Origin of the sequence: Shewanella surugensis (assembly GCF_023284005.1) — a bacterium.
GTDB classification, from domain to species: domain Bacteria; phylum Pseudomonadota; class Gammaproteobacteria; order Enterobacterales; family Shewanellaceae; genus Shewanella; species Shewanella surugensis.
In genome coordinates this window covers 1-24,192 of the sequence record NZ_JAKIKS010000033.1, presented here as the reverse complement: position 1 = coordinate 24,192, position 24,192 = coordinate 1, and the positions used below count along the sequence as shown (strand labels likewise).

Annotated in this window: 15 protein-coding genes; 13 read left to right on the top strand and 2 right to left on the bottom strand. The window is 40.5% G+C overall.

Annotated elements, in window-relative coordinates:
* Positions 1-132: 132 nt before the first annotated feature.
* The 5 genes from L2764_RS10385 (at position 133) to L2764_RS10365 (ending at position 10,388) form a co-directional block, all read left to right on the top strand.
* The gene (locus L2764_RS10385) at positions 133-1,170 is read left to right on the top strand and encodes a WD40/YVTN/BNR-like repeat-containing protein (RefSeq protein ID WP_248940149.1); all 1,038 of its coding nucleotides are present in this window, start codon (positions 133-135) and stop codon (positions 1,168-1,170) included.
* A gap of 24 nt (positions 1,171-1,194) precedes the next feature.
* Positions 1,195-3,498 carry an efflux RND transporter permease subunit gene (locus L2764_RS10380; protein WP_248940148.1) on the top strand — a complete coding sequence of 768 codons (2,304 nt, stop codon included), beginning with the start codon at positions 1,195-1,197 and terminating at the stop codon, positions 3,496-3,498.
* Between the two features lie 260 nt (positions 3,499-3,758).
* Positions 3,759-8,603 (top strand): NAD-glutamate dehydrogenase, encoded by a 4,845-nt coding sequence (locus tag L2764_RS10375; RefSeq protein ID WP_248940147.1) that lies wholly within the window; start codon positions 3,759-3,761, stop codon positions 8,601-8,603.
* Positions 8,604-8,664: 61 nt separating this feature from the next.
* Positions 8,665-9,684 (top strand): quinone-dependent dihydroorotate dehydrogenase, encoded by a 1,020-nt coding sequence (gene pyrD, locus L2764_RS10370; RefSeq protein WP_248940146.1) that lies wholly within the window; start codon positions 8,665-8,667, stop codon positions 9,682-9,684.
* A gap of 164 nt (positions 9,685-9,848) precedes the next feature.
* Complete coding sequence (locus tag L2764_RS10365; RefSeq protein ID WP_248940145.1) at positions 9,849-10,388, top strand: cell division protein ZapC; 540 nt, start codon at positions 9,849-9,851, stop codon at positions 10,386-10,388.
* Positions 10,389-10,510: 122 nt separating this feature from the next.
* On the opposite strand, the gene L2764_RS10360 is transcribed toward L2764_RS10365, so the two are convergent.
* Positions 10,511-11,080, bottom strand: a complete 570-nt coding sequence (locus tag L2764_RS10360) for a TetR/AcrR family transcriptional regulator (protein ID WP_248940144.1) — start codon at positions 11,078-11,080, stop codon at positions 10,511-10,513.
* A gap of 1,136 nt (positions 11,081-12,216) precedes the next feature.
* Between L2764_RS10360 and L2764_RS10355 the strand changes: the two genes are divergently transcribed.
* The 3 genes from L2764_RS10355 to L2764_RS10345 are packed head-to-tail and all read left to right on the top strand — an operon-like array spanning position 12,217 to position 15,265.
* Complete coding sequence (locus L2764_RS10355) at positions 12,217-13,191, top strand: HlyD family secretion protein (protein WP_248940143.1); 975 nt, start codon at positions 12,217-12,219, stop codon at positions 13,189-13,191.
* On the top strand, positions 13,188-14,117 hold the full coding sequence (locus L2764_RS10350) for an ABC transporter ATP-binding protein (RefSeq protein ID WP_248940142.1): 930 nt from the start codon (positions 13,188-13,190) through the stop codon (positions 14,115-14,117). The genes L2764_RS10355 and L2764_RS10350 overlap by 4 nt, the downstream gene beginning before the upstream one ends.
* The gene (locus L2764_RS10345) at positions 14,114-15,265 is read left to right on the top strand and encodes an ABC transporter permease (protein WP_248940141.1); all 1,152 of its coding nucleotides are present in this window, start codon (positions 14,114-14,116) and stop codon (positions 15,263-15,265) included. The genes L2764_RS10350 and L2764_RS10345 overlap by 4 nt, the downstream gene beginning before the upstream one ends.
* Before the next feature lie 122 nt (positions 15,266-15,387).
* Here the strand turns inward: L2764_RS10345 and L2764_RS10340 are convergent, their stop codons facing one another.
* Positions 15,388-18,459 (bottom strand): Ig domain-containing protein, encoded by a 3,072-nt coding sequence (locus L2764_RS10340; RefSeq protein ID WP_248940140.1) that lies wholly within the window; start codon positions 18,457-18,459, stop codon positions 15,388-15,390.
* A 421-nt stretch (positions 18,460-18,880) separates the two neighbouring features.
* Here L2764_RS10340 and nirK point away from each other — a divergent pair, with 421 nt between their 5' ends.
* The 5 genes from nirK (at position 18,881) to L2764_RS10315 (ending at position 23,407) form a co-directional block, all read left to right on the top strand.
* Positions 18,881-20,068: a copper-containing nitrite reductase gene (nirK, locus tag L2764_RS10335; RefSeq protein WP_248940139.1), complete on the top strand. Its 1,188-nt coding sequence runs from the start codon at positions 18,881-18,883 to the stop codon at positions 20,066-20,068.
* Positions 20,069-20,241: 173 nt separating this feature from the next.
* Positions 20,242-21,120, top strand: a complete 879-nt coding sequence (locus tag L2764_RS10330) for a hypothetical protein (protein ID WP_248940138.1) — start codon at positions 20,242-20,244, stop codon at positions 21,118-21,120.
* A gap of 56 nt (positions 21,121-21,176) precedes the next feature.
* The gene (locus tag L2764_RS10325; RefSeq protein WP_248940137.1) at positions 21,177-21,917 is read left to right on the top strand and encodes an SCO family protein; all 741 of its coding nucleotides are present in this window, start codon (positions 21,177-21,179) and stop codon (positions 21,915-21,917) included.
* A 105-nt stretch (positions 21,918-22,022) separates the two neighbouring features.
* A complete protein-coding gene (locus L2764_RS10320; protein WP_248940136.1) occupies positions 22,023-22,487 on the top strand; it encodes a copper chaperone PCu(A)C in 465 nt (154 codons plus the stop codon).
* A gap of 98 nt (positions 22,488-22,585) precedes the next feature.
* On the top strand, positions 22,586-23,407 hold the full coding sequence (locus L2764_RS10315; RefSeq protein WP_248940135.1) for a Crp/Fnr family transcriptional regulator: 822 nt from the start codon (positions 22,586-22,588) through the stop codon (positions 23,405-23,407).
* Positions 23,408-24,192: the final 785 nt, after the last annotated feature.

The window sequence follows — 24,192 nt, the reverse complement described above, 5'->3', positions numbered from 1 at the left end:
ATGCTTGCTTAACTGTTATTTGAGCAAGCATCGCTGTGATTTTATTTATGTTCCGTTGAAAAGCGGGCTGGGTGTGACCCCTTATTATGCTCAGTAAATGATAAGGAGGTGTTAACTTAAAAGGAAGTTTGTATGTGGTTGAGCATACTTCGATATCGCCTATTAGCGATACTCTGTTTATTATGCGTTCAACATCCTCTGGTTGCTGAAGATTTTGAACGTACTGAAACAAATAATTTTTTTAATGATCCTATTCAGCCTTTAGCGAGCCAAGCCTTAGTCCTTGATATTGTGTCAATGCAAGAGACTGCCATTGCAGTTGGTGAGCGTGGGCATATTTTTAGCTTCAAGGAGCAATGGCAACAAGTCCACTCGCCAACTCAAGCGCTGCTCACCAAAGTCTTTTTATTAACCCCTTCTTTAGGCTGGGCTGTGGGTCATGATGCGACCATTTTACATACCCAAAATGCAGGTCAAAGTTGGCAGTCACAAATGCAGTCATCCCGCATTGAAAAACCATTTTTAGATGTGTTGTTTTTTGATGAACAGCATGGTGTGGCGGTTGGGGCTTATGGGCTATTTTATCGTACTCACAATGGCGGGCGTAGTTGGGAAAGTGAGTATCATCAAGAATTATTATTCGATGAAGATATTGCTTATCTTGAAGAGTTAAAAAACGAAGATATGACCTTTTACTTATCTGAGCGTAGCACATTGTTACCGCATTTTAATCGTATTATTGCCTTATCAGATGCTCGATTATTAATGGTGGGAGAACTCGGCTTAGTCGCGGTTTCTCATGACTTAGGCCAACATTGGCACAAGAAAAAATTAACTTATGAAGGTTCTTTTTTCAATGCTATTGAGGCCGGTAATGCGGTGTATGTGATGGGATTGCGGGGCCACTTATTTAAATCATCAGATTTATCGACTTGGCAAGCTATCGACTTACCGATTGAAGCCACCATTAATGGGGTGATGGCGTTAAAAGATCACGGGATTAGGATCGTCGGTAATGCCGGTGTGATCATTGATGTGGATTTAGATGATAAGAGTCGATTGGTACAGCAACGCCAAGGTGAAAGTGTGGTAGCTATTGCAGAGTTATCCAATGGAGAGCGTTGGATTGCAGGCAACAAGGGCCTTGCTCGATTAACAGAAAACCAATAAATATAATAACAATAGGGCTGAAAGATGTTAGAAAAATGGGTTAATGGGCTGGAGTCGTTTCTATTTCGCCAAAGAGCCTTTGTCATTGGTGTCTTTATTATCATTACAGTGTGTTTAGGCTATCAAGCCAGCTTACTGAAGATGGACGCGGCTTTTGTGAAAAACATTCCGCTAAACCATCCGTATATGCAGACTTATCTTAAGCACCAAAAGCAATTTGGTGGTGCTAATAGCATCATGGTTGCGGTTGAAGATACCAGCGGGAGTATTTTCAATCCCGCCTTTTTTGATACATTGAAGAATGTGCATGATCAATTGTTCTTCATTCCCGGTGTTGATCGTGCTCAGGTGAAGTCTCTTTTTTCGCCTTCAACGCGATTTACCGAAGTGGTGGAGGATGGTTTTGCGGGCGGCCCTGTGATCCCCGCTGATTTTACGGTGACGCCAGAAGGATTAGCCGTTGTTCGCAGCAATATTGAAAAGGCAGGAATTGTAGGGCGGTTAATCGCACAAGATTATTCTGCGGCTATGGTAAAAGCGCAGCTGCTGGATTTTGACCCACAAACGGGCGAGCCATTAGATACGCTAGCGTTTGCGGCGCAGTTAGAGCAGCAGCTTAGAAAGCAGTATGAAACCGATGGCATAAAAATTCATATTATCGGCTTTGCTAAAATGGCTGGTGATGTGGCTGACGGTGCCAAAGGCGTTGTACTGTTTTTCTTATTGGCGATTTTCATTACTGCCATCATGGTGTATTTGTTTTCACGTTCTTTATTATTAACCTTGTTGCCACTCGTGTGCAGTTTAGTGGCGGTCAGTTGGCAATTAGGTTTATTGACCTTAGTGGGGTTTGGTTTAGATCCCATGTCAATACTCATTCCTTTTTTGGTTTTTGCCATTGGGGTCAGTCATAGCGTTCAAATGATCAATGGCGTTAAGCGTCATGTGCTGGCAGGACACAGTACCAAAGCGGCAGCCGCTTTTGCCTTTCGCAGCTTGCTGATCCCCGGTGGTATTGCCCTCTTATCCGATACGGTGGGGTTTTTAACGTTACTGACCATCGATATTGGGATTATACGTGAGTTGGCCATTTCGGCATCACTGGGTGTTGCAGTCATTATTTTAACCAATTTAATCTTATTGCCATTATTGATTTCTTATACCCATATACGCGTGAAGGTGCAGCCGAGCGCGGTGGCGATGATTCCCGTTTGGCGGCGGTTATCAAGATTTGCCACGCCCAAATATGCGGTGGTTATTTTGTCTGTCACTGGCGTGTTATATCTTTGGGGGGCGCAGCAAGCGAGTCAAATGAAAATAGGTGACTTAAATGCGGGGGCGTCGGCTTTGCATCAAGGTGCGCGGTATAATCAAGATACCTTTTTTATTACCGATCATTTCTCTATCACCACGGATGTGATGACGATCATCGTCGAAGCCTTTCCTGAAGCGTGTACTTACCATGATACCTTGTCTCAAGTTGATGAATTCGAGTGGCTATTAAGTAATACGGTGGGCGTTGAGTCGACGGTGAGTTTGGCATCGGTTGCCAAAAGGGTGAATACGGGATTTAACGAAGGTAATCCCAAATGGCATATTTTACCGCGCACGACAGCCAGTTTAGTGCAAGCGGTAGGACGCGTGCCCACGACCTCGGGTTTGTTAAATCGTGATTGCTCTGTGATGCCCGTTTATGTTTTTTTAACCGATCATAAAGCCGATACGATTGAGCGTGTATTGGCTAAAGTGAAACAGTTAACCCTAGAGATGAATACTGATAAGTTACGCTTTACATTAGCTTCTGGTCCTGTAGGGGTCATGGCGGCAACTAATGAAGCGGTGGCGGCAGCTCAATTACCGATGATGTTATATGTTTATGGCGCGGTATTTATCTTGTGTTTAATCAGCTTTCGATCGCTGAAAGCCACATTAGCAGTCATTATTCCTCTTTACGTGGTATCAACCCTTGCGCAAGCTTTAATGACGTACCTGGGTATAGGCTTGGCGGTCAGTACGTTACCTGTGATAGCGCTAGGGGTCGGTATTGGAGTGGATTATGGTATTTATATTTTATCGACCATGGCAGTGAGGTTACGTGAGGGGATGTCAGTACAAGATGCTTACTATGAAGCCCTTGTTGAACGGGGCAGTGCAGTGGTCTTTACTGGTCTGACCTTGGCCGTTGGGGTCAGCACTTGGTTTTTTTCGGCGTTAAAGTTTCAAATGGACATGGGAATATTACTGACTTTTATGTTTTTAGTTAACATGTTGGGTGCCATAATTATTTTACCTGCACTGGCTGCAGTATTCTGGCGACAGCCCAAGTAATATCAAGTTAAAGAGGAGCTTGGCTCCTCTTTTTTTTGAATAAATAGTCTTAATTCTTGATTGTTATTTCAGTTGACTCGCTTTAGATGTTAAAAACATGTAGGGGAGGTGGATGTACCACTAAAATAATCCTCGAAATATAGTGGATTTAGTAATAAACTTCGCCCCATGACCTAGGTCACATTTTGGGCTCAGGTCATTTCTTTAAAGCATCCAAAAATTATAAAAGCGCGGCTATAGACCCTTAAGGAAACAGCAACATGGCCTTGAAAGATGCAATGCCTTCAGTATTACTTGAAAATGTAGTAAATCTTATTCATTCCAAAGTACCTAATTCTCATGCGAAACAAGTTGAGCAATTTGCCAATTGCCTCTATGCGCATATGTCAAAAGACGATCTCAATGCCCGTAATGACAGTGATCTGTATGGTGCGGTGTTGAGTCAATGGAACGCATTAAATAAGACATCGGTAGGCAAAGGACATATTCGGGTTTATAACCCGAGTCAATCAAAGCATGGGTGGGAGTCGGTTCATTCGGTGATTGAAGTTATTCAGCCGGATATGCCTTTTCTCGTTGATTCAATTGGTATGGCAATCAACCGTTTTGGCATTACTGCCCATATGTTGTTACACACGCCGATGTCGATTGAACGTAAAGATGGCGATGTTACCCATGTCAGTTACAGCGATGAAGGTCGTGAAGGGATTGAAAATGTAGCTGTTTTTTTGATTGAAATTGACAGACAAAGCAGCAACGAAGACATTAAATTATTAGAAAAAGAAATTGCTTCTGTTGTGGGTGATGTCGCGGCTTCCGTTGATGATTGGCAAGCCATGGCAACCAAATTAACCGAAACTATCGCAGAATTGGATCATCGTCCTTATCCTGGTGCAAAATCTGAACTGGAAGAAACTTCTCGTTTCTTAACCTATCTTAATAATCATCATTTTACGTTATTGGGTTATCGTCGTTATGACTTACGTAAAGTGGAAGGAGATGTCGAGCTGATAGCGGATAAAGAGTCCAGTTTAGGACTCTTTAAAAAGTCGGCCAAATCGCAAACTGAAAATGGATTACTGTTATCTAATTTTTCAGAAATGGCCCGTAAAGAAGCCTTGGATGAGAGTTTACTGGTACTGACGAAAAGCAGCGAGAAAAGCCGTGTGCATAGGCCTGCGTATGTCGACTATATCGGTATTAAACGTTTCAATGAAGCAGGTGATGTGATCGGAGAAGATCGTTTTATCGGTCTATACGCGTCAAATTTATATAACCGCAGTCCGCGTGAAATCCCGTTATTAGCTGAAAAAGTGGAGCGTGTGCTACTGGCTTCTGGACTCGCGCCACGTTCACATGATCATAAAGCATTGCTACATATTTTAGAAACATTGCCCCGTGATGAACTTATTCAGGCTAATGTTAAAGAGCTTTCCCATATCGCTCATGGTGTATTGGAGATGCAAGATAGGGACAGATTGAAACTGTTTGTTCGCAAAGACGGTTTCGGACGTTTTCTGTCATGCCTAGTGTATGTCTCGAAAGATCGATATAACACTAAGTTACGTGAAGATACGCAACGCATTTTAGCGCAACATTTTAGCAGTAATGAAAGTGTTGAATTCACCACTTACTTTTCAGAGTCGACATTGGCTCGAACTCATTACATTATCAAAGTTGATAATAACAATATGGATGTGGACGTGGCTGCGATTGAGAAAAATTTAATGGAAGCTGCGCGCTCTTGGGAAGATAAATTAAGCAGTGCCTTAGTCAGTGCGCAAGGTGAAGAAACGGGAACCAGCTTAGTGAAACGCTACGTTGATTCCTTTCCACGCAGTTATAAAGAAGATGTGCTGCCGACTTCATCCGTGGTGGATATCGAGCATCTAGAAGCGTTAGATGACGATCATAAATTGGGTATGTTGTTCTATCAGCCTCAGGAAACGGCGCTTAAAAACAGTAAAGTACGTTTAAAACTCTTTCACAAAGATGAACCTATTCATCTGTCTGATGTGCTTCCTATGTTGGAAAACTTCGGTCTTAGAGTGATTAATGAACGCCCTTATGAAGTGATCACCGCTGATGGTGCGACTTATTGGATTTTAGATTTCCTGATGACGGCGCAAGCCGTTGCCAGTGATAATTTGACAGATAGCCAAGATCGATTTCAAACGGCATTAGCTCAAGTTTGGAATAAAAAGCTTGAAGATGATGGTTTTAACCGTTTAGTCCTGTCAACAGGGTTAACGGGGCGTGAAGTGTCTGTATTACGTGCGTATGCGAAGTACATGCGTCAAATTGATTCGACTTTCAGTCAAGCTTATATCGAAGAGACCTTTAGTCGCTATCCTCAAATTGCGGACTTATTGGTTAAAATGTATATCCGTAAATTTAATCCTAAATTGAAAACACGTACCGTCAATAAGTTCGTGGAGCAAATTGATTTACGTTTAAATGATGTATCCAGCTTGGATGACGACCGTATTATTCATCGCTACCTTGACTTGATCAACGCCACTAATCGAACCAATTTCTATCAAGTGACAGAGCAAGGCGATGTTAAGCCTTATATTTCTTTCAAATTTGCGCCAGGGCAAATTCCTGAAATGCCACGTCCTTTGCCCAAATATGAGATTTTTGTTTATTCACCGCGCGTTGAAGGTGTGCACCTTCGTGGTGGTAAAGTGGCCCGAGGTGGATTACGTTGGTCGGATCGCCGAGAAGATTTCCGTACAGAAGTCTTAGGCTTAGTGAAAGCACAACAAGTGAAGAATACGGTGATTGTGCCTGTGGGCGCGAAAGGGGGCTTTGTTTGTAAACAGCTGCCAACAGAAGGAGGTCGTGAAGCCTTTTTTGCTGAGGGACAAGCTTGTTATAAGTTGTTTATCCGTGGGTTATTAGATATCAGTGATAACATTATTAATGGTGAAATTGTGCCGCCTGATAATGTCGTGCGTCACGATGAAGATGATGCTTACCTTGTTGTCGCTGCCGATAAAGGGACCGCAACCTTCTCTGATATCGCCAATGGTATTGCGCAGGAGTATGACTTCTGGCTGGGCGATGCGTTTGCCTCCGGTGGCAGTAATGGCTATGACCATAAGAAAATGGGGATCACGGCTCGTGGCGCTTGGGAATCCGTTAAGCGTCATTTCCGTGAAATGGGCGTTAATTGTCAAACAACTGATTTCACTTGCTTAGCTGTAGGGGATATGGGCGGTGATGTGTTTGGTAACGGTATGTTGTTATCGACCCATACACGCTTGGTTGCTGCTTTTAATCATATGCATATCTTTATTGACCCAAATCCTAATGTTGAAAAGAGTTATGCGGAACGTGAACGTTTATTCGTGTTACCGCGTTCAAGCTGGGAAGATTATAATAAAGAATTGATTTCTAAAGGCGGTGGGGTTTTTCTTCGGTCGGCTAAATCGATCCACTTATCCAGTGAAATGAAAACCATGTTGGGCACACAAAAAGCCAACATGACGCCAATTGAACTGTTAAAACAGTTACTGAAAATGGAAGTGGACTTACTCTGGAATGGCGGTATTGGCACCTATGTGAAGGCATCGAGTGAATCGCATGCTGAAGTGGGTGATCGCGCCAATGACAACTTGCGTGTCAATGGTAATGAAGTGAAGGCAAAAATCATTGGCGAAGGCGGAAATTTAGGCTGTACTCAGCTGGGTCGTATTGAATATAGTGCCAATGGTGGCCGTATGAATACTGACTTTGTCGATAATGTTGGCGGTGTAGATTGTTCTGATATCGAAGTCAATATCAAAATATTATTGAATGCGGTTGTCGCTGAAGGTGAGATGACACTGAAGCAACGTAATCGCCTGCTTGAGGATATGACGGAAGAAGTCAGTCGCATCGTATTGGACGATTGCAAAGCCCAAACTCGTAGTATTTCGGTCACACAAGTGACAGGAGGAGACGATCTTAAAGAACAAATTCGTTTCATTCATTATCTTGAAAAAGAAGGAAAGCTCGATCGCGCCTTAGAGTTCTTGCCTACAGAAGATGATTTAGCGGATCGCTTAGTCAAAGGTTTGTCTTTGACGCGTCCAGAGCTATCTGTGTTGGTGGCTTATGCGAAAATGATATTGAAAGAACAGTTATTAATCCCTGAAATAACAGAAGATCCTTTCATCAAACAGGCATTGGTTGCGTATTTCCCCGAGCAATTACAAGCGAAATATACGGTAAACATGGATCAACATCCATTGAAAGGTGAGATTATTGCCACTTCTTTGGCGAATGGTCTTGTCAATGACATGGGACTGAACTTTGTTCAGAGAATGCAGGATGAAACAGGGGCAACGATCACTGAAGTGGCGACCTGTTATACCATAGCCAGTGAAGTCTTTAGCTTAGGTAATATGACTAATGACATCATTGCATTGAATGGTTTGATGCCCGCATTAGTTCAGTGTGAAATGTTACATCAATTAAGGCGTAATATTCGTCGCGCGAGTCGTTGGTTCTTACGTCATCGTAACCGCAATATGAGCATTGAACAAGGTGTGGCTTTCTTTAAGCCCGTCTTTGATGAACTCAATGAGACCGTTCATCAGTATATGGTGCAAGGTGAAGTGGAGACTATTCAGTCTGAAGCTGAGGCGTTGGTGAATGAAGGCGTTCCTGAAAAACTGGCCATGTCAGTTGCCAACATCAGTACCTTATTTTCAGTATTGGATATTGCTCAAATAGTCGATTTAGAATCTAAGTCAATTAGTTTAGTGGCCGAAACGTACTTCAAGTTAGGCTCTAAAGTTGATTTACATTGGTTCTTAGATCAAATCAGTGCACAGCCCGTGAGTAACCACTGGCAAGCATTGGCGAAAGCGGCCTTCAGAGAGGAGCTTGATTGGCAGCAACGCTCGCTTTGTTCTGTTGTGCTACGCAGTTGCACAAAAGAGTTAGCGGCAGAGCCTTTGATAGAAGAGTGGGTTGAAGGTCATAAAGGTTTACTGGAAAGATGGTTCCATATGTTGGCTGATTTTAAAACATCACAAAGCCATGAGTTTGCTAAGTTCTCTGTTGCATTACGTGAGCTGAATTTACTCATCCTTCATTGTGAAGGTCACACCTAAATCATCATTTTATTAATGGCCCTGGCAATTGCTGGGGCTTTTTTTAGTGTTAGAGGAAAGCATGTTTTATAAAATTGCACAAAAGTTCATGTTTAAAATGGATGCAGAGCGCGCGCATGAGCTTGCACTTTGTAGTTTAAAGTTAACGGCACATTCTCCTTTTAATGGACTTTATGCACAAAAGGTCAAATCTGCCCCTGTGACGGTGATGGGGATTACTTTTCCCAATCCTGTTGGCTTGGCAGCAGGTTTAGATAAAAATGGTGAGTGCATTGATGCCTTTCATGCCATGGGTTTTGGATTTGTGGAAGTGGGCACAGTGACTCCCAAAGCGCAGTTTGGTAACCCTAGACCGCGATTGTTTAGGCTTGAGAAGGCTCAAGCGATTATTAATCGTATGGGGTTTAATAATAAAGGGGTCGATTATCTTGTCAATAATTTAAAGTTAATGCAGTCGAACGCTTTGGTTGGTGTCAATATTGGTAAGAATAAAGATACGCCCGTTGAGCAAGGTAAAGATGATTATTTAATCTGTATGGATAAAGTTTATCCTTATGCTGCTTATATTACGGTAAATATCTCATCACCCAATACACCTGGGCTGAGAAGTTTACAATATGGCGCCTTACTCGATGAGCTGTTATTGAGTCTTAAAGATAAGCAGGCCGAGTTGACACAAAAACACGGAAAATATGTGCCGCTGGCATTAAAAATTGCCCCTGATTTATCCATGGATGAAATCAAAGACATCGCAACGTCGGTGATTAATAGTCAATTTGATGGCATTATTGCCACCAACTCGACGTTAGAGCGAGAAGCAGTCAAGCATTTACCGTTTGGGAATGAAGCGGGAGGCTTAAGTGGTCAGCCACTCAATCATTTATCGACTTCAGTGGTGCAGCAGCTATCAGATTGTGTTGATGGCAAAGTGCCAATCATTGCCGTTGGGGGAATTACTACGGCGATTGATGCGCGGGATAAATTTGATGCCGGGGCGAGTTTAATTCAAATTTATTCTGGATTTATTTACCAAGGTCCTCAATTAATAAAACGCATTATGGATGCTTATAGTATTAAATAACAGGTTATTCAATTTATAGTTGTATTTGAAATAAGATTTCTTTATCTTATGGGACATAATGTAGATCTTATTTCGATGTTTTGTTTATAAGGATATAAATTAACTTTGATATAGGTGAAAATATCAACTATTATCACCTTGTATGACTATGATAGGTAGAGGTTATGTTGTTAATGCCAAACAAGGAATGGCAATGGGTGTATAACGATAGTTACAATGTATTAAGTATTTCGTTAGGCGATGAAATGGAATTTTTAACGCCATATACACCAAAAGTCTTAATCCCCGATGCGCTAGCATCACTGACATTTAGTGTCGAACATGCTAAGTTTTATATTCAGGTACTCGATCGTTTGAGTAGAGCATTGTCTTGCGATGATGCCTATATTGTACAGATGGCGTTAAACGCCACTGCAGCTCACTTTTTATTGAAACCTGAGATGCCTAAATCTTGGTATTTCTCTGTGTCTGACTTTTGTGTTTTTAGTGAGACAGGAAAGTTATTTCATTTACAAACGCGCAATGATCAAGTCACTGTTTTAGTGATTGAATCAGGTTTTCAGGCTTCTTTAGTGATGTTACTTTCAGAAAGCTGTTTATTATCGGATAAAAAAACGTTAAAGCAATTTGAGACCATAAAAGTGATGCATGATCGGCTGATCCCGTTACTGATCAGGGAGCAAGTGCAAGTGGTTGCAGCATAGAACCCTTTTTTGTTTTATTGATAATTTATCTTTTTGATTGAAAGGGTTAGGCTGTATTTTCTCTCATCGGCCAGATGATTTGTTGTTTTATTCTGATCCCAATCTTCTTAAAATGGGTTGGTTTATTGTTTATGCCCAATATGCCCATGAAGAAATGTGTCGACATGCGCTTTTGCATCGAAAATATGATCGAAAGAGAGTCCAAGTGAACGTTCAAAAGTGGCTTGCACCATTAAGGGGGCAATAAGCTGGCTCAGTAAGATCATCAACTCTCCTGAGACCAGTTCACCCGTTTGTTGATATTGTTGCAATATGCCCGTAATACGGGCTGTGTTTTTATTGAGTATAGCAGCGGCTGGCCGCAGTTCTTTATGCCTGGGGAGCTCAGTCATCAAGTTAAGTACCGCGGCGCCAAATAAGGCATTGCTTTTCTTATAAGCAATCACAATATTATAAAGATCATCTTCTAGTCTTCCTGAAAAAATCACTTGTCCTATCTCTGATTTTGCTAAAAGATCGGTTAAAGCTTGAGTGATTAAGTCCGATTTTGAACCAAAACGCCTGAACAAGGTGGTTTCATTAATGGACACTCGCTTTGCTATTTCACTCATCGAAGTGTTGATATACCCTTGTTGGGAATAGACATTGACGGTCGCAGTAAAGATATCGGATTGGTTAATTTTTTTAGGCATGAGGGTTTCTGCTTAACTGTTGGTGTTTATTATCATGATATTCATCACTTATATTGTTATGTTATCGTGATAAGTGATTTAGCTATTTTATAATAAAATGAGACAAAAAGGGATATATTACCTCAATTTATCTTATTTCTATTGATAGTTAAATCCATTGAATATGCATGTTTTCAGAGTCCGTAAAAATGCGTCATTCAAGGCGCGTTATTGTATTAATGCTTATTGCCTTTTAATATGTGCATGCCGATGTCGGTGTCGGTGTTTTTATTGGTTCCCAAGGGGTTGACTCTTATAAATAAAGAGGAAACACGTTTATCCTGCGTTATTCAGTATCGACTTAGGATCACTAAGTCATCAACTCAAGAAGACCGTCATGGTCGTTCACTCACATCCATGCGATCACGACATTTGTCATCTGACCTATATGGATAGAGGAAATGTCCTATTGTTGTCTGGAACCACAAAGACCTAAACATCAGATGACGGGAATGTCATTCATGCAGGAGCAATTAACGACCTTGCCTAAAAGCGTTTTAATGCTAGCGGGATCCTGCATCTTCAAGTGGCTTGGGATATATTAACCTGAACTCGGGATAATGAGTGTCAGATTTACTTTTTATCATTTATAAATCATACCATTATGGAACATCGGGTGAGTCTATCTCCTCACCTCCTGCTGAGTGCCAACATTATTGTCGATATTAAGGTGGGTTAATATTGTAATAGACTGTTATTGCTATAAATTACAATAAAGATAAAGATAAAGATAAAGATAAAGATAAAGGCAAAGTAGTGGGATTAAACGGTGCTGATTAAATAGAGTCCAGATCATATTATCTTCTTTTGTTTTTTGTTCTCGTTAGCTTGTTTCTCTAATGGATGGTTGAATATTGATCGCTCTTATTGCAGGTTATGGCTTGCAATAAAGTTTTTTTACGCCTATATTCTCAACTCAAAATGAGATGTTGTTTTATACTTTTAAAAATGTCGGTTATTGAGGCTCTATATTCTTCACTGGACATAATGGCTTTTGTGCCACATCGAATATGCCATAAATGAATAATTGTCCTAAATTTAAATAGATGAAAGTTTAATAACGTGATAATGCTTGAGTGATTGAAGGGGAAGGTAAAATGCACCAGTTTAAATGTAAGATTGGTATGTTACGTTACGTTTGTGTGGTTTTTGGGATAGTGTTTTTGGCCAGCTGTGGGCAGAAGCGTGATGGTAATGTGGCATTAGGTTCCCTTATCAGAGAGCGTGTGGCGCTAACGGCGACGGCTAATGAAATTGTGACAGCATTACCTTTTAAAAAGGGAGATCGTGTTAAAAAGGGAGATTTACTTGTCCAGCTTTATAACTTACGTCAAAAAGCAATTGTGGATAAAACCCTTGCCGATGTGGCTGAACAAGAAGCTAATCTTATCAAATTGCAAAATGGTGCTAGAAAAGAAGATATTGCTGCAGCCCAAGCAACGTTAAATGATGCTGAGGCAAGTTTAGTCTTTGCAGAGAAAACGCTCGCGAGAACAAAAGATCTATTAGCATCTAATTTAACCTCTAAGGCACAATACGACCAAGATGTGGCAAATCAAAAAACCAGTGAAGCGAGCCGAAATAATGCTAGAGAAGCACTATTAAAGCTCACTAATGGGACGAGACCGGAAGATTTAGATTCCGCTGAAGCCAGTGTAAATGCGGCCAAGGCGGCTTATGAGGCTGAAAAGATAACCTATGATCAGCTCAGTGTGGTTGCCACAAGAGATGGCATTTTAAATAATTTACCTTGGAACTTGGGCGAGCGAGTCTCTGAAAACTCCCCTGTGGCGGTGATTTTAAGTGGAGATACTCCCTATGTGCGGGCTTATATTCCCGAGCCTTATCGCGCAAAATTAAAAGTGGGCAGCCAAGTCACGGTGAAGGTGGATGGGGTTGAGAACTCTTTTCAAGGGACGATTTCATGGATTTCAATGGATTCTGCTTATACACCTTATTATGCATTAAATGAAAAAGAGCGCAGTCGATTGGTTTATTTAGCGGATGTTGATTTACCTGATTCGGCGAATGACTTACCGAGTGGTCTGCCTGCACAGGTGGTGATGCCATGAGTGAATATGCGATTCAAGCGAAAGGATTAACACGAAAATTTGGTGACTTTACAGCCGTTGATAACTTAAATATCAATGTTCCTCGCGGAAAAATATATGGGTTTTTAGGACCTAATGGCTGTGGTAAGTCCACCAGTATTCGACTGTTAACAGGGTTGTTGACCCCTACACAAGGCAGCGTGAATGTACTCGATTTAGACTTGCCTAAACAAGTGGAGGCATTACGATTGCGAATTGGCTATATGACACAAAAGTTTTCGTTATATGAACAGTTGAGCATCGAAGAGAATCTACGTTTTATTGCGCAAGTTTTTGGTCTTGATAGGCATGCACAAAGAAAGCGAATTGAAGAGTTACTCAGCGTTTATGAATTAGATAAGCGCAGAAAACAACGTGCGGGTAGTCTCAGTGGCGGGCAAAAGCAGCGACTTGCCCTCGCGGCCGCGACGTTACATAAACCAGAGTTATTGTTTCTTGATGAGCCCACCTCAGCAGTCGATCCTCAAAATAGACGGGAATTCTGGGAAAGGTTATTTGATATTTGTGATACGGGCTCGACCATTTTAGTCTCCACTCACTATATGGATGAAGCGGAGCGTTGTCATTCTTTGGCTATTTTAGAGGCAGGTTGTTTACGCGCTGATGGTACCCCGCAGCAATTAATGCAAGATATGGGGGCGAAAGTGGTTGAAGTGGGAGGCGAAGGATTAAGGCAATTGAAAGAGGTGTTAACTCAGCTCGATTCGGTTATTTCGGTTGCACAACAAGGGGTGCATTTGCGGGTGTTAATTAAGGATTTAATTACAGAGCCGATAGCTTGGTTAAGGGCGCAAGTGCCAGAGCAGATGAATACTCGGGATATTAAATTGGTTCGCCCCAGTTTAGAAGATGTGTTTGTGAATTGCACTGGGGAGGGGCGCCAATGAAAATGCTTAACCGTATTACAGCGGTGACTTATAAAGAGTGTATTGAGCTTATGCGCGATCGCGTCACCTTTGGTATGGTGGTGATGCTGCCTTTAGTCCAGTTGTTGTTGTTTGGCTATGCGATTAATACGACGGTCAGGGATATTCCTGTTGCCATCGTTGATCAAGCCAGTACGGCATTTTCACACTTATTGATTGATTCAGTGTCAGCGACACAAGTCGTCAATTTCACTGAAAGTTACTTTACACCTGAAGAAGCCATGCAAGCCATTACTGATGGTAAGGTGCGCGCGGCATTAATCATTCCTAGCGATGTGACAAATCGTTATGCAAAAAAATTAGTGGCTGCATCGCAGCAGGGGGAAACGCCGCAATTTGAGTATTCATTAAATCGACCCATAGGGCAATGGATTGTTGATGGCTCAGATACAACCATCGCCAGTACGATTAAACAGTTGCGAAATATGCCGATGATTAATTTGACGGATTACCCCAAAAATCAAACGGCAGCAACCTTTGAAGTGGTGCAATTTTATAATCCAGAGCAGCGCTCTGCGGTGAATATTGTCCCCGGTATCGTTGGCATTATTTTAACCATGACTATGATCATGTTTACCTCTATTTCGATTGTGCGAGAACAAGAGAAAGGTAACTTAGAATTATTGATCACCACCCCCATTCGCTCTATTGAATTAATGATAGGCAAAATCATTCCTTATATTTTTGTCGGACTGGTGCAAATGGGTATTATTATTGGGGCGGGGCATTTGTTCTTTAATGTGCCGATTAATGGGAGTCTGTGGCAGTTATTACTGGTGACTTTATTGTTTATTGCGGCCAGCTTAGTGTTGGGATTAATTTTATCGACAATAGCGAAAACACAGATGCAGGCGATGCAACTGACTTTTTTCCTGATGTTACCTTCTATTTTACTATCCGGTTTCATGTTTCCTTATGAAGGCATGCCTGTGGCGGCGCAGTGGATTGCTGAAGTATTACCTGCAACCCATTTCATGCGATTAATACGGGGGGTAGTGCTTCGAGATGCGAATGTAATGGGGATGATGAATGACAGTTTGTGGTTGCTGGGATTTACTATTTTAGGTTTGATTGTGGCGTCGATCCGCTTTAAGAAATCGCTCGATTAGGCAAATAGTATAATATTTATGACCATATTGAGTTGACCTTGCTTTGATGAAAAATCAATCAGCCCTTAAAGGGCTGATTGGTTGTCAGGCTCATTTTTGAGTAAAGTGGTATTAACGACGTTTTATTTTTTGCGACTGTAACCAAAAAGAGACAAAAGCAATAGTGATACAAACCCTAAAGCTCCGCCCGAATCATCATCAGACTCTATATCTAGACTGATGTTGGTGTTTGTACTGAGCGCCATTTCATCAATGGCTTGAACGGTAAAGCTATAATGACCATTTTGGTTGACTGAACCACTAATGATGCCAGTGTCAGATAAGGTTAACCCACTGGGTAAACTGGACGTTTCAAAGGTTAACCTGCTGTCTTCGGGATCGCTAAATACGTTATTGAGGTCAATTGAAATGGCTTCATTTGAGCTGAACTTAAAGGCATTATTTTCTAACACAGTCGGCGCAGCGTTGACGTGCATGTCGAGTGTTAATACATTTTGGATGCCTTCATCTAGCGTGACGGCAATCATTATGCTGTGCACTCCCGCATCCACTAAGGTACCGGTTAACAATCCATTTTCAGTTAAGGTTAACGTGTTAGCTGTTGTATTACCGTCAGAAATGGTTTCACTTGTGAGTAAAGTAAATGTCATTTCACTTGGGGCTAAAGTGCTGTCCTCTCCAAAGAAGTGAGCAACCAAATCGAGTGAGATTGCTTGATTTGGGTTAACCATTATGACAGTGGTGGTACTTTGTTCAAATGCAGGCGCTTTAATGTCATATTCAAGCGTTAAGTCGGTGGTTAACTCGTCCTTATCGGTTGCCGTTATTGTCAAGAAGCCTGAAGTGGCTTGAGTGACAACGCCTACAACATGATTATGTTCATTAAGGCTAAGCCCTTGAGGTAGGTCTTTAACGCTAAAGGTTAACGTATCATCAATATCTTCTTCAATAAATAAGCTTGATAAATCAAGTGTAATGTTACTGCCCGTTAAAAAAGTATATTTGTCTTTTTGGCTACGAATAAGTGGTGCTCGCTTGACAGGTAGCTGATAGATTTCTTTAATCGCATTATCGTCTTGTAGTAAGTTAATATGCTTTAAAAAATGATTATTTGAAGGGATAAAGTCAAGGCTATTTTTTGAGGGTAGCGGCATAGCTTCTGCACTCTCTGACCATATACCCGTTGTTGGGTTGATATGATAAAAATCGATATTATCAGTGTCATTATTTAAGGATGCAGCCAAGTATGGGCTCATCAAGGTAAAATTACGATCATTTTCTTCAACGGGAGATAAAGATAATAAAGTGAGCTCACCATTGTCTTGTTTAGCATACGCTTGCATTGTACGGCTATTGTAATTAAATAAATAGACATTATTTTCAGTGAGTAAAATGTCCTGTGTACCGTAAGGGATAGCCATTTTAGCGGTTTTAGCGACAGTGTTTAATGCTGCATCATAAGAAAAGGTGGTGAGGAGGTCGTCATTGTTAATATAGAAATACTGACCCAATGTGCTCAATCTTTCATTATAAAAATAATCATTTTCATCTTCATCTTCAATTAAAGTGATTAATTCAAACCTTGACTGATCATTGAGCTTGAAAAAGTAGAGTGCATTATAATCAAATGTCATTAACACGTTGTTTTCTTGATTAAACTTAGCTTTTGATGTGCGGAGATAGTGATTATCCGTGCCTGAATAATTTTCTTGATGGATAAATGACAGTGTATTTTGCTCGTTAACAGTGAATACCATGTAACTCGATTGACTCACAATGATGAGCTGATTGTCGTTAGTGAGTATGAGTTGACTGTTATATAGATCATCATTATTACTGAGAGATGACAGATCAATAGTCTCTGCATGAATAAAGGCTTGATTATCATCTTTGATTAATAAAAGAAGGTTGTTTTTATTTTCATCGAGTAAAAATAACTGTTTTCCATCAGCAGAGAGTAATGAATGCTCAACACTCGAAAGGTAAGGTACATTCTGCTTTCCATCTGTTAATAATTGAGTGGAGTTGATTGTGGCATTGCCATTGATTTGACTAATAAACAGTGCATCAAGTTCAAAAATAAGTCCAACTAACTCATTGTTATGGAATGTTAGGCTGTGTAAACTGGCAGGGTTACCGTAATTGTCACTATAAATATTGCTATTTTCAATTAAGGTTAATCCCGTGTCATTGATGGTGAAACTGGTTATATTTGAATTGGGGTTATAGCTTCTTTCATTAAAGTAAAGAGTATTGTTATGTATTACAGCATCCCTGATATCATAATAATCGCCTAACTCATTGTAGGTATGGACTTGCCATTGCTCTGTTAATGTATTGTCAGTGATATTATAATTCAGGCTGGTTAAGTCATAACCCGTCTGTATCAGGACATTATTACTACTTTCACAAATAACATGATAAGAATCATCATTGTTATAGCTGATTTTATGAGTGAGTTGATGGCTCGCTTCATCCATTTTAAACACTGATAGTGCGGGTCGATTATCCCAAGAGTAGCCATTACCTGCAAAAAAGAGATGATTATTAGTCTTATCGGTACAGGCTGAGCTAATATTGTTTGGAAGCAGGTTATCGTTTATCGTGCCACTTTCAATCAGCTTATTGTTATCAATATAAAGGAAAGTGTTATTGTAATAACTTGTAAGAAAAATATGCTCATTAAACAACTTCATAGAAGAGTAATCATTATTTAATTTTAGGAAGTGGTCTTCTATTAAGTTAAATGTATCATTAAACGAAAATAAGCTTAATCGAGCTTCAGTGTGATAATTATTATCTTCAATGTCTATTTTGACATCACCCCAAATGAGTACTTGTTTACCCTCATTGATGAGTTCAACTTGCCTGATATTACTATATTCATTACCTAAAGTGTTGAGGTTGATTTCAGTCAATAACGTGGGAGTAGCCGACTCAGTACTCAATAATGCGATATAATCTTGATTGTTATCCCAGCCTAGCACTTTAGTTCCGCTTGATGATAAATCATCTAGCGCGTTAATCGTGCCAGAATGCCAAGTAGTCACTTCGCCTAATTGAATTTGCCTTTGTTGGTTTTTTTGCTGACTTTCACTGAGTGTGTGTGTTTCAAATTGTGGAATGGGTGCTTGTGCGTGTGAATATTGCGCTGACAATAAAGTGAGTAGTGCCAGTTTACTTAGATGTTTCATACAAATCCTTTTGATGGTTTTGGTGCGATGATGTCTTTCATTTTTATGTGAAAATGTCTTCCATTTTCTAATGTCGCGGGAGTATAACCGTGTCATTTAAATGTTTCAATAATGTTTCTCGATGTTTTAGTCTGTTTGTGGGCTATTTAGCCTTATTGAGGAAGTTGTCATTTTTTCTTGTTTTTTATTTATCACTTATCGGCTGCTTAAACTGAGCGCCATAATCAGTGAACAGTCGAGTATAAGTATGGCTTAACGTGCACAAGTTCACATTTTAGCTACAAATAACCCGCTATTTTTTGTCGACTTGACTCTTGTCAATTTCAACGTTAAAAAACGCGTTAGTTTATGTCTATGAAAGGCTTTTTAATTTTTATCTGTTGTATTCGCGGTGACCTCTGGCCAACTAATGGAGTATCAAATGGAAAATAATCACTTAGACAATGGAACAAGCATTGATGAAAATCGTAGGCACTTTATTGGTGGCTCAGTCGGCGCCAGTCTTTTAGGGGCAGGAGTCGCAGCAGGGCTATTATCCAGTAGTGTGACAGCAAGTACTTTGGTAAGTCATGGGCCTTCCAAAGCACATCGAATGGCCCATTATAAAGCGGAACAACTTGAGCGGGTAACGCAAGATTTAGTGCCGCCACCGGCGGTTCCTAAACATGAATTAGTGGCAACAGGCAAACCTAAAGTGGTCGAAGTAAGAATGACCGTAGAGGAGAAACAAATAGAGCTAGAAAATGGCACTAAAGCCTGGGTATGTGCGTTTAATGGCAGTGTTCCTGGCCCGATGATTATCTGCCATCAGTATGATTATGTTGAACTAACACTAGTCAATCCTAAGACCAATATGTTGGCACATAATATTGACTTGCATGCTGCAACGGGGGCGCTAGGAGGGGGGGAATTGACCTTAGTGGCGCCGGGTGAAGAGGTAGTGTTTCGCTTTAAAGCCAGTAAAGCGGGCACCTTTATTTATCATTGCGCGCCGGGTGGCGTGATGATCCCTTGGCATGTAGCCATGGGCATGCATGGTGCGATAATGGTCTTGCCACGAGAAGGCTTGAGAGACAGTGACAATAATATGATTAGTTATGATAAAGCGTATTATATTGGAGAAGCGGATTTCTATGTGCCTAAAGATCCCAAGGGAAAATATAAGGCTTATGACACGGTCATGGGCAGTATGAACGAAGTATTGGAGGTGATGAAGAGTTTAACCCCTTCACATATTGTCTTTAATGGTGCGGTTGGGGCGTTAACCGGCCGAGGTTCTATGACGGCAAAAGTGGGGGAGTCAGTGTTGTTTGTTCATTCACAAGCGAATCGCGATACGCGACCGCATATTATTGGCGGACATGGGGATTATGTTTGGGCGGCGGGTAATTTTGCCGACAGTCCTCAACGAGACTTAGAAACGTGGATGCTGGCGGGCGGCAGTGCGTGCGCAGCGGTTTACACTTTCCGTCAACCGGGTCTCTATGCTTATGTGAATCATAATCTTATCGAGAGTTTTTTGAAGGGGGCTGCCGGACATATTAAGGTCGATGGCGAATGGGATGATGATTTAATGGTTCAGGTGAAAAAACCCACAGCCATTGTTTAATGCATACTTGGATGTCGATTTTATACTCAAGCCTGTTGAAGATGCATTGTCATCTGGCTTGGATATCTCTCTCTAATATGCGTTTAATATCAATTTAGGACTCACTCTAAGGTTGAGTAATATATTGCTATTGTGATTGTATTCTCTACGGAAAGGTTTTTAAGGAGAGCCTTATGAAAATCATTCTTTCCCTCTTATGCGGTTTGTTTTTTTATCAAATAGCCTTTATGACTCATGCAGAGGAACGTAAAAAAGATTATGCACTCTATAGCGCCATCTATTTTTGGTATGCTCAACTCGACTTAGGGGTCGATCCTGAAAAACACACACCTACATTACCCTCCCTTAGTGCGGGATCATATGATTTATCTCATTACATTAATGCGAACACGACAGCAGGTGCACATCATATATTAGACATAGCGATAGTCAGTGAAAATAATACCCAAATACAAGTTGAGGTGACAGTCGAGTACTACTATCAAGCGCCCCAGAAAGAGAGCGAAACAGCATTGCCTGGGCGTTATTTAGTTCAAAGATTGACGTTAACGCAGGCACCTTTTCAGGTTGTAGCCAGTCAAAATATCATCAATGAATTGGACGATTTTAATTCTCGCTTTATTCCTTCAGCCGATCGTAATCTTATTCGATCACTGGTTTATCAATGGACTGATTTACTCGACCATCCTTACTTAGCGAGTGCTAGGCGTCATATGGATGAGATCATTGACATGAATAGTCTGTTTCAAGGGGCTGAAATGGGGATAACCGATCCTTATCAATATGTGTTATTGCTTGAAGCATTAGGCCATAGTCAGAGCCGCCGTGAGATTAAAAACATGCGTATTATCCCATTGGAAAATAAAGAGGACTCATATCAAGTGATCTTTGAATATCAATGGACAGTGATGAACAGTTTGGGTGAGCGAGAACTTGCGCAAATTGGGGTTAAACTCAGCGTTGATATTGTTGGTAAAAGGGCCGTCATTAACGCTTACCAGGAGCAATACTTACCGCCAGTGACCGATTTAGGTGCCGAAACCCGCTGCTAGCTTAATCGTTTGAATAAAAAGTAAAACAGGAACCGCATCCAAAAGGAGTTGTTAAGATGAGAATATTTCACTCTATTTTACACGGTATCTTTCATTATATGGTTCAGAAAAATAGCGTTATGAAAAATATAGTCCAGCAAAAAAAGCGCCAGAAACTCGTCACGCTAGCGCTTGCCAGAGTCAGGTTTGCTGGATTATTAACGTGTTGCATTGTGCTTATACCCATTCAGGGAATGTCTGCTGAAAATATGCCTATTTTAAAAGGGATAGGGGGTCCCTTTAGTCTTCAAAGCACGCAAGGAAGACAGGTTTCACTATCAGATTTTAACGACAAAGTGGTCATGATGTTTTTCGGTTATACCAATTGTGCAGATGTTTGCCCCACGACGATGGCGCACATAAGCCAGTTAATGGAGCGATTAACGCCAGAAGTGCGGCAGCAAGTACAAGTTTTGTTCATTAGTATTGATAGCGATTTTGATACTCCAAAACACCTCAATAAATATTTGAGTTATTTTGATCCCAACTTCATTGGATTAGTCGATACACGTAGCAAAATTGATCATGTGGCCGCTTTATATCAAGCCGACTATACCAAATTGGCCAATGAGAGAGTCACCACAGAATATAAAAAATTAAGTATGGATAATAAAGAAAAAGAGAAAAAGCAGCGCGGTTATTTATATTCCCACAGTGCTAAAATTTTTGTGCTTGACGGCAAAGCGCGAGTGAGAGGTTTCTTTTATACTGGCACCTCTATTGAGGATATGAAGCAGAAAATAGAAAGTTTACTGTGATGCGACTCCTATTGGATAACAAAAAATTAGCAAGTGAAAGAACGTCATCTCTATTAAAGTCATTGCGATGAATTAAGTGACTATAATAATCAATAAGGACATACAATGAAAAAGTGTATATTGAGTCTATTGATGTTAATGGCATCGATGAGTTATAGCCAAGGAAGTGAACTTGTTATAAACGACGCATGGATCCGAGCGATGCCACCTTCATCTCGGGTGGTGCCTATTTATCTGAACATCGATAATCCCACTGCGAGAGAACGTAAGTTGATCGGTATTGAAGCTGAAGCAGGAAGTATCGAAATACACCAGACTATTGAGCGTGATGGCATGATGTATATGAAGCCCGTCGATGAAATCGTTATTGCTGCTAATGATCAGGTTAGATTAGCCCCATCGGGCTTTCATGGCATGATGTCTCATTTTACGCAGGGAGTGCCAGAGCAGGGAGAAAAGATCTTATTAACATTAATTTTTGATAATGGGGCAAAGCAGTCCACTGAGGCCAAAGTCATCAAAGAGACTCTTGTCAAAGAGGTTAAAATAACACATGTCATGGCTCAATAAATGATGACTCATTTTCTTAAGGTTTCAAATGAGTGCTTTATTTAATGTGCTAACTTACATTGTCCCGACTTTATAATACTTATAAATAGGATGTTAACGTGATCACCGATAACAATATAAAAGCGAGTATTGCGCACCATCATCTTTTTTCTTCATTGGCCGCAGAGGAGTTCAGCGAGGTATTAAAACAATCGGCAAGGTTATCTTTTGCTTCGCAAGCACATATATTTTATCAGGGGGAACCTGCGCAGCGATTTTACTTAGTTGTCGTCGGGCATTTACAGCTCTATCGTACCAACCTTCAGGGGCAGGAAAAGGTCATTGAAGTGGTAAGGCAAGGGCAAACCTTTGCCGAAGCCCTGATGTTTGCGGAGCAATCTCGTTATCCGGTATCGGCTCAAGCCATTTCGCCCTGTGAGCTGATTAGTGTTGATAGTCATGTATATGCCAGGGTGTTAAAACAAAACCCTGATGCAGGGTTTGCTATTATGGCTAATATGAGTAGAAGGCTCAGAAAACACCTAAACGAGGTGGAAATATTGTCGCTTCAAAATGCGCAAAATCGTTTTTTACTTTTCTTACAGACTAATGTGAGCCATGTTAAAAAAAATACATCGAATATGAAAAAAAGCCCACCATGGAGACAAGACGAACACAAAGATAAAGCAGACGTTGATGAAGGGATCATCGTATTGGATATTCCCAAGCAAATGCTGGCGTCACGTCTATCGATCCAGCCCGAAACCTTTTCACGCTTAATGAAGAGAATGACGCAAGAAGGTTTTATTTGGGTGAAGGGAGACAAAATCCATATTCCCTCTTTGACTAAACTCTATGCTTGTTCAGAGTTCACGTTTTCTCAGGCTGAAGGTCAGTGTCCTGGGCATGAAGACGAAGGGGGATTTAAAATAAAACCATAGCAAATAGAGATGACTCGCCTATTGGCTCTGCTTTAGATTAATAGCTAAAGAAGAACACTCATTGTTATGTTGCAATTGTTTTATACTGTTTAAATATCACCTTCTTGAATTTTTATTATTGGTTGCTTGGATATAGATTAGATTGCTTTATTATTGCTGGGATAAGTAGAGCTGATAAAGAAGGGGCTACAAAAATAGTGGGGACCATTGCTAATATTATATGGTTTATAAGGTTCTCTAAAAGTGAAAGTAGGTTTCATTCACAGAGGGTGAGTAAATTTGTGTGTTATGCTAATAAGATTCTACGTTGAATATATTAATCGTTTAAAGTTTAAGAGCCTCATGAAACCGTCTGTTTATTTTTTAGAGGTTAATTTGTTGTGTTTTTTTATTTAACCTATTCCTTGCTTGTTTTATTAACACTAGCTTCTTAAAGCTTGCATGTTGTTATCTATTCTCTTTAATCAGTCCATACAATGTTATCTATTTACCATTGTATGGACTGATCGGTTTTTAACAGCAGTTGAGTTTACCCATAGTGAAAAATAAATGACAAATAATGAGATAAAAAAGCAGGGTTATTCTGATAGGCATCTATAGCTATGTTGCTGTCAATAATAATGCCTTTAATTTTGATATGTAATTAAAAGACAAAAAATTATTATATTTAGCTTTAAGTGCTTAACTAAAAGTTATCGTATATTTTGACGGATAATTATCCATGATGTTTTTTACACTCTCTTTGAGTGCATCAAAAGTGATAAAATCATGGCAAGATAACCATT

Excerpts from the sequence above, each read along its gene's own strand:
- L2764_RS10385 (WP_248940149.1), top strand. The coding sequence starts at position 133 with ATGTGGTTGAGCATACTTCGATATCGCCTATTAGCGATACTCTGTTTA.
- L2764_RS10350 (WP_248940142.1), top strand. The coding sequence starts at position 13,188 with ATGAGTGAATATGCGATTCAAGCGAAAGGATTAACACGAAAATTTGGT.
- L2764_RS10340 (WP_248940140.1), bottom strand. The coding sequence starts at position 18,459 with ATGAAACATCTAAGTAAACTGGCACTACTCACTTTATTGTCAGCGCAA.
- L2764_RS10360 (WP_248940144.1), bottom strand. The coding sequence starts at position 11,080 with ATGCCTAAAAAAATTAACCAATCCGATATCTTTACTGCGACCGTCAAT.
- L2764_RS10345 (WP_248940141.1), top strand. The coding sequence starts at position 14,114 with ATGAAAATGCTTAACCGTATTACAGCGGTGACTTATAAAGAGTGTATT.
- nirK (WP_248940139.1), top strand. The coding sequence starts at position 18,881 with ATGGAAAATAATCACTTAGACAATGGAACAAGCATTGATGAAAATCGT.
- L2764_RS10375 (WP_248940147.1), top strand. The coding sequence starts at position 3,759 with ATGGCCTTGAAAGATGCAATGCCTTCAGTATTACTTGAAAATGTAGTA.
- L2764_RS10330 (WP_248940138.1), top strand. The coding sequence starts at position 20,242 with ATGAAAATCATTCTTTCCCTCTTATGCGGTTTGTTTTTTTATCAAATA.
- pyrD (WP_248940146.1), top strand. The coding sequence starts at position 8,665 with ATGTTTTATAAAATTGCACAAAAGTTCATGTTTAAAATGGATGCAGAG.
- L2764_RS10355 (WP_248940143.1), top strand. The coding sequence starts at position 12,217 with ATGCACCAGTTTAAATGTAAGATTGGTATGTTACGTTACGTTTGTGTG.
- L2764_RS10365 (WP_248940145.1), top strand. The coding sequence starts at position 9,849 with ATGTTGTTAATGCCAAACAAGGAATGGCAATGGGTGTATAACGATAGT.
- L2764_RS10320 (WP_248940136.1), top strand. The coding sequence starts at position 22,023 with ATGAAAAAGTGTATATTGAGTCTATTGATGTTAATGGCATCGATGAGT.
- L2764_RS10380 (WP_248940148.1), top strand. The coding sequence starts at position 1,195 with ATGTTAGAAAAATGGGTTAATGGGCTGGAGTCGTTTCTATTTCGCCAA.
- L2764_RS10325 (WP_248940137.1), top strand. The coding sequence starts at position 21,177 with ATGAGAATATTTCACTCTATTTTACACGGTATCTTTCATTATATGGTT.